The sequence below is a fragment of the Marinobacter sp. UBA2498 genome (assembly GCF_002341575.1).
Taxonomy (GTDB): domain Bacteria; phylum Pseudomonadota; class Gammaproteobacteria; order Pseudomonadales; family Oleiphilaceae; genus Marinobacter; species Marinobacter manganoxydans.
Window position 1 is genome coordinate 15,639 of record NZ_DDOI01000108.1, and the last position, 8,005, is coordinate 23,643.

Annotated in this window: 10 protein-coding genes and 1 pseudogene; all 11 read right to left on the reverse strand. The window is 61.3% G+C overall.

What is annotated here, in order from left to right:
- A pseudogene (locus B2W52_RS15005) lies at nucleotides 1-281 on the reverse strand (EamA family transporter); the annotation flags it as partial.
- The gene (gene phnP / locus B2W52_RS15010; protein WP_011783449.1) at nucleotides 278-1,063 is read right to left on the reverse strand and encodes a phosphonate metabolism protein PhnP; all 786 of its coding nucleotides are present in this window, start codon (nucleotides 1,061-1,063) and stop codon (nucleotides 278-280) included. The gene phnP and the pseudogene B2W52_RS15005, both read right to left, overlap by 4 nt.
- Nucleotides 1,054-1,623 carry a phosphonate metabolism protein/1,5-bisphosphokinase (PRPP-forming) PhnN gene (gene phnN, locus B2W52_RS15015; RefSeq protein WP_011783450.1) on the reverse strand — a complete coding sequence of 190 codons (570 nt, stop codon included), beginning with the start codon at nucleotides 1,621-1,623 and terminating at the stop codon, nucleotides 1,054-1,056. Before phnN ends, phnP begins: the two co-directional genes overlap by 10 nt.
- Nucleotides 1,608-2,756, reverse strand: coding sequence for an alpha-D-ribose 1-methylphosphonate 5-triphosphate diphosphatase (locus B2W52_RS15020; RefSeq protein WP_011783451.1), 1,149 nt, complete (start codon nucleotides 2,754-2,756; stop codon nucleotides 1,608-1,610). Before B2W52_RS15020 ends, phnN begins: the two co-directional genes overlap by 16 nt.
- A complete protein-coding gene (gene phnL, locus B2W52_RS15025; protein ID WP_011783452.1) occupies nucleotides 2,753-3,514 on the reverse strand; it encodes a phosphonate C-P lyase system protein PhnL in 762 nt (253 codons plus the stop codon). The genes B2W52_RS15020 and phnL overlap by 4 nt, the downstream gene beginning before the upstream one ends.
- Nucleotides 3,515-3,525: 11 nt before the next feature.
- Entirely contained in the window at nucleotides 3,526-4,356 is an 831-nt protein-coding gene (locus B2W52_RS15030) for an ATP-binding cassette domain-containing protein (protein WP_011783453.1), read from the reverse strand.
- Entirely contained in the window at nucleotides 4,353-5,252 is a 900-nt protein-coding gene (locus tag B2W52_RS15035) for an alpha-D-ribose 1-methylphosphonate 5-phosphate C-P-lyase PhnJ (RefSeq protein WP_011783454.1), read from the reverse strand. Before B2W52_RS15035 ends, B2W52_RS15030 begins: the two co-directional genes overlap by 4 nt.
- Entirely contained in the window at nucleotides 5,242-6,381 is a 1,140-nt protein-coding gene (locus B2W52_RS15040; protein ID WP_011783455.1) for a carbon-phosphorus lyase complex subunit PhnI, read from the reverse strand. The genes B2W52_RS15035 and B2W52_RS15040 overlap by 11 nt, the downstream gene beginning before the upstream one ends.
- Nucleotides 6,381-6,962 (reverse strand): phosphonate C-P lyase system protein PhnH, encoded by a 582-nt coding sequence (phnH, locus tag B2W52_RS15045; protein WP_049756840.1) that lies wholly within the window; start codon nucleotides 6,960-6,962, stop codon nucleotides 6,381-6,383. The genes B2W52_RS15040 and phnH overlap by 1 nt, the downstream gene beginning before the upstream one ends.
- A complete protein-coding gene (gene phnG / locus B2W52_RS15050; RefSeq protein ID WP_011783457.1) occupies nucleotides 6,952-7,443 on the reverse strand; it encodes a phosphonate C-P lyase system protein PhnG in 492 nt (163 codons plus the stop codon). Before phnG ends, phnH begins: the two co-directional genes overlap by 11 nt.
- Before the next feature lie 64 nt (nucleotides 7,444-7,507).
- Nucleotides 7,508-8,005: PhnE/PtxC family ABC transporter permease (locus B2W52_RS15055; RefSeq protein WP_286803676.1), on the reverse strand; the 498-nt coding region annotated here is incomplete at its 5' end.

Below are 8,005 nucleotides of genomic sequence, written 5' to 3' on the forward strand. Positions count from 1 at the left end.
AGAGGGTACACCATGGCCACGGGCGCGTGTTTGTAGGATTTCCACAAACCAAAAAAATACAGGGCGTTTGCGCTGGCGGATATGGCCATCAACCCCAGAAATTCCGGTGACCAGGCATCCGCCTGCCACAGTGCGTAAAATCCCCAGGGCGCCAGCATTACCAGGTGCGCCAGCAATGCCCACCACAGCGGCCAGGCCGCACCGGGCTGGTGCCTGGCGATCAGATTCCAGAGCACATGCATCAATACCGATGCGGCCAGCGCGGCGGTGGCGCTGATCATGCCGGGGAAAGGCTGGTTGTGATGTCGAAGCAAAGTCCGTCCGCTGCCGGCGTCACGTTGTTCGGCAGAGCGCTGGCATTTGCCATCAGCCAGCAGTCGGTTTCGTGGCCCAGATGGGTCAGCCAGCCCTGTTCTGCGCCGCTTTGCTCAATCATGGCCAGTGCAGCGGTGACATCGTTGTGGTTCTGCGGTGCTTTGCCCGAGACATCGGCGGGTGGGTGGCTGCAATCCACCGCTATGTGGCCCGGGCGCCATTGCCTGAGATAGTCGGCCGACTCCTCCGGCAGCCCAAGGGTATCTGTCAGATAAGCGAACCGGGCGCCGTTGCGGTGGGCGATGGCGTAGCCGAAGGTGAGTTTGGAGTGGTTCAGCGGCATAGGGGTCAGGCTGAACTCTCCCAGTTCCAACGCCTGAAACGCGCTCAGATCGGAGATGTCCAGAATGCCGGGGTGCTTGAACAGATCGGTGAAGCCATCGGGATCTGGTGGCCCATAAACCGGTATTGACTCGCCTTTGCCCCAGCGCAGGTGCAGCAATCCCTGAACGTGGTCCGGATGGTAGTGGGTCAGCACAATGGCACTGAGCTCACCCGGCTCGAAGCGATCGTGCAGGTCCATCAGGCCGGCATCCAGCAGTATTTTGTGGTTGCTGTCTTCAATCAGTGCCGAGCAGGGCCTGCGAACGTGCCTGTGGTTAGTCTTTGCCCGCTGGCAGGCGGGGCAGGTGCAGCCAAAACGGGGCACACCGCCGGCGCCGCCGGTGCCAAGAAAGGTTACGCGCACGCGCCCTGCCTCCTGTGCTGGTTGATGATGGCCAGCAATCGCTGGCTGGCGGCCTCTGGTGAGTGGGTGTTGTCTACCCGCAGGCAGCCTTTCTCCGCATCCAGGTCGAACTGGCTGTTGCGGTTCAGCCGCAGCTCAATGTCTTGCAGTGTTTCGCGCCCACGCCGCGCCAGCCTTTCTTTGAGCACTTCCGGGGACACCTCGATCAGCACCGGGCACAGTTCCGGATAATTCTGCAACGCGGTCTTCAGATAGCCCCTTGAGCCGTTCATCACAACGGTCAGGCCCTTGGCCAGCCATTGATTGATCTCGATACCAATGCCGTAATGGCAGCCGTGGCTGGCCCAGCTCATGGCGAATAGCCCGGCACGCTGGCGCGCCAGAAACTCCTCTTCCGTCAGGGCAACATGGTTCTCACCACCGGCTGAGGCCGGTCGGGTGATGTAGCGGTGGGCAAAACAGACACCAGAGTCCTGCCCCAGCTGTTGCCGGGCCAGGTCGATCAGCGTGTCCTTGCCACTGCCCGAGGGACCAATAAGGTAGATCAGCGTGCCTGCCATCTCAGTACCTCCTGGCCACCGGACCATACCTGGCGTGCCTGCGCCAGCAGTCCGGTGCCTGCTATGGCAATCAGATCCGCCCGCTTGCCTGGGGCAATGATGCCACGGTCTTCAAGCCCTGCGGCTCTGGCCGGATTGCGAGTAACCAGGGCAAAGGCCTGAGGCAGCGAGATGTGGCCGTCTTCCACAAGTCGCAGCACCGACGGTAACAGCGCCGCCGGTGAATAATCGCTGCACAGGCAATCGGCTACCCCTTCTTTAACCGCATCCAGTGCCTTCATATTGCCAGACTGGGATGCATTGCGCAGGATGTTGGGTGCGCCAAACAGGGTGGACAGGCCGTTATCCCGGGCTGCGACTGCTGTTTCAAGGTTGACCGGGAATTCCGAGATACGGGCACCCAGGCCTTTCAGTACAGCCACTTTCTCTGCGCTGTCATCATCGTGGCTGGCCAGCGGAACCTTGTGTTGGCGTGCCTGGCCGGCAAGTTGTTCCATGCGGGCCATGGCACCGCGGGCAGCGGCACGTTTCTGGTCCAGAATGGCATCCACGTCATCCGCGGATGTCTTGTAGGTTTTGGCCAGGTAATTCCGATAGGCCTCTACATCCCGGAACTGGCCCTGACCGGGGCTGTGATCCATAAAGGACAACATCTGCAGGGCGCCCTCTGCCAGCAAGGCGTTCAGGATGTCCGGGGCGCTTTCATCGGTCACTTCGTAACGGGCATGCACCCGGTTGTCCACCATCCCGATTTCCCGGTGTCGGGCCATGGCCCGGGCCAGGTCGGCGGCCACCGCGTTGTTGCGAACGCCCAGTTCGTGGTTGGCAAACGACAGGGCGTGGTAAACGGTGGTGATGCCTGCCACGGCGTTGCGCTTGTCCGCCAGGGCGGCGGCCAGCTCGAACGGAAAATGCACGTTGGGCCGGGGCTCGGCCTCTTTTTCCAGGGCATCGCAGTGCAGGTCGATCAGGCCCGGTGCCAGCAGGCAGCCCTGAAGGTCCACTTGTTCTGCACCCTGGGTGTCCGCTGGCCCGATGGCGGCAATGGTGCCGTTTTCGATCAACAGGTCGGCCCGCTCTTCGACAGTGTCTTCCAGAACCATCCGGGCGTTGGTGAGTAATTGGCGTTTCATGATTGCATGGCCTCCGGAGCGCGGGTTGAATGTGTCAGGCTTTGGGGTGGAGCCAGCCGGTATTCGGCATCGGCCAGGGCAGTGACCAGTTCCGGGTCGTGGAAAATGGCGACCATGGCAACGCCGGCCTGCTTGAATTCCCGCAGCAGGTCGATCACCTGCCCGGTCGTGGCTTTGTCCAGGCTGGCCGTGGGCTCGTCCAGCAGGAGCAGGCGTGGTTTGGCAATGAGGCCCCGGGCCAGATTGACCCGCTGCTTCTCGCCGCCGGAGAAGGTGGCCGGTGGCAAGCGCCACAGGCGCTCCGGCACGTTCAGGCGCCGGAGCAGTTCACGGGCCTGTGCTACGGCGTCGGCAAGCGCCATGCCCCGCAGGATCAGTGGTTCTGCCACCACTTCTTCCGCCGGACGGCGGGGTACGCAGTGCAGAAACTGGGTCACAAAACCCAGTTCGCTGCGGCGCAGTTGCAGCATGTCCTGTTCGCTGATCCGGGCCAGGTCGACCACCTCGCCATTGACTTTGCGAAAACTGATGGTGCCCTCACTGGGCAGATAGGTGCGGTAGATGCACTTCAGTACCGACGATTTACCGGCGCCGGTAGGGCCGGTCAGCGCTGCCAGCTGGCCGGGAAAGGCGAGCATGTTGACGCCCGAACAGGACGGAACGATTTCGTTCTGTTCGTGCAGGCTGAACTGTTTGGCCAGGCCCTTTACGTCGAGAATGGGGACGTCGAGAATGGGTGTTTCAGAAATGGCTGTCATGGGGTTTTGCCTCACAAGGTGGATGCTACCAGTTGCTGGGTGTAGGCCTGCTGCGGATCTTCCAGTATCTGGTCCGTCAGCCCGGATTCGATCACCCGGCCGTATTTCATCACCAGGGTGCGGCTGGCCAGCAGGCGGATCACGCCCAGGTCGTGGGTGACCACGATCATGGCGGTGTCCAGTTCGTGCTGGATTTCCAGAATCAGGTCGAGAATCCGTGCCTGCACTGACAGGTCCAGTCCGGTGGTCACTTCATCCAGGTACAGCAGCGGTGGCCGCGTTGCCAGGGCCTTGGCAATCTGAACCCGCTGTTGCATGCCACCGGAGAACTGCTTGGGCGACTCGTCCATACGGCTGACCATGACATCAGTGCGGGTAAGCAGTTCGCCTGCCCGGCGGCGGATGTCGCCGTAATGGTTAAGGTCGTTCATCAGCAACCGCTCGGCAATGTTGCCACCGGCGGAGATGCCGAAATTCAGACCCAGATTGGGATTCTGGTACACCATGCCGAAGCGGTGATTGCGCAACCAGCGCTGTTCCGCGCCGTTGAGGTTGAACAGTTCGTGGTTCTGGTCGTCGTCCCGGAAGATGGCGCTGCCCCGTGTGGGCGCCTGGTCGAAATACAGGGTTTTCACCACTGTGGACTTGCCGCTTCCGGATTCCCCCATGATGCCGAGAATCTCCCCCGGCTGGAGGCTGAAGCTGACATTGGCGGCCGCGACGACCGAGCCGCAGGCGGGGCACACGTTGGTGTCGTGCTCCGGGCCGGTCATGTCCAGACAGGATGGGCATTCGGTGCCGTGGATGCGGGTCAGGCCCTTTACTTCAAGAATCGGCTTCATTGGGTCACCTCCCCGGCGTCTGTTCTGGCTGACTGTCGGTTGCAGTAATCGGTGTCGGAGCATTGCCAGGCTTTGCTGCCGTCTTCCAGGTTGAGCTCGTCCAGGAAGCTGTTGGTGCTGCCGCAGCGGGCACAGGCCCTGCGCTGGCCGTCAGCGGTGTCAAAGCTCTCGGTGCGGAATGGCACGTCATCAAACACCAGGGGATCGGCGTTGGTGTAGGGTGGCACCGCATAGATTTTCTTCTCCCGGCCAGCGCCAAACAGCAACAGCGCTTTGGACTGGTGCAGCCTGGGTACGTCATAACGGGGGATCGGGCTGGGGTCGATCACGTAATGGCCGTTGATCCGCGTGGGATAACGGTGGGAAATGGTGATCTCATCGAACTTCACCAGGTCTTCGTAAAGCTTGGTCAGCAGGCGCGCGTAATCCCCTTCACCGTGCATGATTTTTCGCTTGGCTTCGGACGGTTCCACAATCACCAACGGATCGGGATAGGGCACCTGTAAGTTCAGAACCTGGTCTTCCCGCAGGGCAATCTCCGGCACCCGGTGGCGGGTCTGGATCAGAGTCGCTCCGGTGGTGCTCTCGGTGGTGGATACCTCCGGGCAGGTCAGCTCCGCAAACTTGCGCAGATTGACGGCGTTGACGGAATCGTCCGAGCCCTGGTCGATCACTTTCAGGGTGTCATCCGGGCCGATCATGGACAGGGTCAGCTGTAAACCACCGGTGCCAAAGCCCCGGCCCATGGGCATTTCCCGGGAGGCATAGGGTGTCTGGTAGCCGGGAATGCTGATGGCCTTGAGAATCACCCGGCGGATCTCCCGCTTGGCGAACTCATCCAGAAAGCCAAAGCCGTAGCTATCCTGGCTGTCGGGCAGTTGGTAATTAGGATTCATGGCTTTCCTCCTGCGGTGTTTCGCCGCGTTCTCCGTGCTTTTCCCGGGTAGAGCGCAACCGGTCCATGTCGGACTGGAAGGTGACGTAGTGGGGCATCTTGTAGTGGTTGGCAAAGCCCATGGAGTCCACACCGTCGATGTGCATCAGCACGAACTCCGGGTCTTCGGAGGGGTTTTCCGGTCCGTCCCGCATGCCTTTCTGCAGAGCCCGGTCCAGGATCGCCATGCTGATGGCCTTGGTTTCGTTGTGGCCGAAGCAGGCTCCGTAGCCCAGGGTGAACTCGGGGGCCGCGCCTTTGGCGGATTCGGTGTCGTCCGGCTCGTACATGGCAATGACTTCGCATTCGGTCATCAGCACTTCACCGGCCTCTGTCAGTTCGCCGGTCACTGGATGGGGCAACATCACCGGCAGGTAACCGACCCGCAATTCGGCCACGGTGGGGTGAATGTCGCCGTAGCCGCGCATGTTGGAATAGGCAATGGCCAGCATGGAGCCGGTTTCTGCCCGCGCCATGGTGGCCAGTGCCGCTGACCGGCTGACCGGGAAAATCAGCGGGTCCCGGGTGATGTCGAACGCGGGATTTCGGTGCTCCGCTTTGGGCGGTAGCAGGCGCTCTGAGCGCAGCGCGTCCAGCACTTTTGGGAAGCTGTCGGGAAGCGCCTCCTCCGGCGCGTTTTTCAGAAACGTGGATGCCATTTTCCGGAACGGCTCCGGGGATTCCTCGGCCAGTTCAAACCGCATCAGGCGCAGGGCGTAATCGTGGGTTGGCCCCAGCATCTGGCCACCGGGAATGTCCTTGAAGGCACTGGAAATCCGCCGGATCAGCCGCATGTTGCCGGTGTCCTGGGGCGGGGTTTCCAGCAGTCTGGGTTTGGTGGACCGGTAGGCCCGTAACGCAAAACCGGCTTCCAGGGTGTCGCCCTGCATCTGTTTGATAGCCAGGGCGGCAAGCTGGGGATGATAGAGCCCGCCTTCGGACATGATCCGTGAAGTCAGCAGGCGCAGTTGATGCTCAATAGCGTTCAGGGACAGAGGCTCGGAACCCGACCCACCGGCTCGGAGCGCTTCCAGGGCTTCAGCGGCCCCGTCGATGGCTTTTTCGCCCCCTTTGATTGCAACGTAACCCATCAGTTGGCTCCTCCGCTGATTTGGGTGGTGCGCGGCAAGGCCACCACCTGAGTGTTGTCCACCAGAATCAGGTCAACACCCATGGGAAAATTCCGGTTCCAGTGGCCTCTTTTAATCAGCCATTCGTTGTGCAGGCCGCGAACCGCAAGAGACTGTGTGCCGTCGATGCCGGGACCCCGCAGCGTAAGCGGGAATGCTGTGCTGTCGTTTACGCTGGCGACGCGGATAATCAGGGTTGCGCCCTGCTCTGGCTCGGCCAGACTGCCCAGGGCTGGCTCCAGGGTGGGGGCGCGGCTACCGTCAGCAATAATAAATCCGGCGTTTTCGACGCTCGCATCGCCGATTCCAAGCCGCCGGATATCCTCCGGTTGAATCAGTTGGTCCGGGTCTGCCAGGGTTACTTCGTTGTCGCACAGCACGGCCGCAATACAGGTGGGGCCGGTGGCATCAACGCAGGGTGGAAGTTGCTGGGGCCGCCCCGGAAAGGAAAAAGCGGTCATCAGGGCCCGGAAGGCCCGTTGCTGAAAAAGCGGGCTCCAGGCGCTGTCATGCTGCAGGGCTGTATTTGGATTATTCATCATCGTCCTCACTTCCATCGCCCAGCAGGGAGAAGTCCACCCGGGTCGAGGTCAGAATGGCGTTGCGGCCGGCTTCGGTTTCCTGAAGCGCGACCCTGCCGGTTTCCAGTAAGCTGAGCGCCTGCTCGTGGTGGGGCAGCCGGGCGGCCAGTGTGGCATCCAGAACCGCCAGTGCCCGGGCCAGTGAACGCCGGTCATCCAGAAGACGGGCACCGCCCTCGGCGCGGGTTCCGTCCGGGGCAGTCACTTCCACATGGGCTTGGCTGACCGGCACTTCGCCGAGAAAATACAGATCGTTCAGGGCGGAATCCGGCAGTTTCAGCAGGCCAAGGCCGCTCTGGGGCAGGGTGACATCCCTGACGTCGCAGTGCCCGGCGACTTCAGCCGCCAGAGTTTCGGCCTTCTCGGCGGGAACCGCAGACCAGTATCGAAGCCACTGGCTGCGGGGCGGAGGCCAGCTTGCCTCGGTTACGTGAGTGTTCATGAGCAGTGCTCCTTATTGTTCAGATGTCTATACATGTTTGTTTTGAAATAAAAATAACCCATGCTCAGATCATCCGGGACCGTATGCGTGCTGAAAGCTGGTCTAGCAGAAAAACGAACAGGAAGATGGCAATCAGAATGGTCATGACATGGCCGTAGTCGTACATGTCGAAGCGGCCTTTCAGCTCCTGGCCAATACCGCCGGCGCCTACCAGGCCCACCACCGTGGCCATTCGCAGGTTCCGGTCCAGAATGTAGGCGGTATAGGCCACATACTGGGGCAGTACTTGAGGCATGACTGCGTAAAGGACGGTCTTGATCTTGCCGGCGCCAATGGCTTCCAGCGCTTCCTGAGGCTGCTTGTCAGCATTCTCGATGTCTTCAGCGTAGAACTTGCCCAGAAAACCGGCGGCATGAAGACCCAGGGCGAGCACCCCGGCAATGGGGCCGAAGCCATAAGCCAGCACCAGAAACAGGGCTACGATCAGCTCAGGCACCGAGCGCAAAAGGCTGATAAAGCCGCGGGCCAGGGTGTAGGTGACACGGTTGGGTGAGTAATTACT

Coding starts and splice junctions, on each gene's coding strand:
- phnN (WP_011783450.1), bottom strand. CDS start 1,623: ATGGCAGGCACGCTGATCTACCTTATTGGTCCCTCGGGCAGTGGCAAG.
- B2W52_RS15020 (WP_011783451.1), bottom strand. CDS start 2,756: ATGAAACGCCAATTACTCACCAACGCCCGGATGGTTCTGGAAGACACT.
- phnL (WP_011783452.1), bottom strand. CDS start 3,514: ATGACAGCCATTTCTGAAACACCCATTCTCGACGTCCCCATTCTCGAC.
- B2W52_RS15030 (WP_011783453.1), bottom strand. CDS start 4,356: ATGAAGCCGATTCTTGAAGTAAAGGGCCTGACCCGCATCCACGGCACC.
- B2W52_RS15035 (WP_011783454.1), bottom strand. CDS start 5,252: ATGAATCCTAATTACCAACTGCCCGACAGCCAGGATAGCTACGGCTTT.
- B2W52_RS15040 (WP_011783455.1), bottom strand. CDS start 6,381: ATGGGTTACGTTGCAATCAAAGGGGGCGAAAAAGCCATCGACGGGGCC.
- phnH (WP_049756840.1), bottom strand. CDS start 6,962: ATGATGAATAATCCAAATACAGCCCTGCAGCATGACAGCGCCTGGAGC.
- phnG (WP_011783457.1), bottom strand. CDS start 7,443: ATGAACACTCACGTAACCGAGGCAAGCTGGCCTCCGCCCCGCAGCCAG.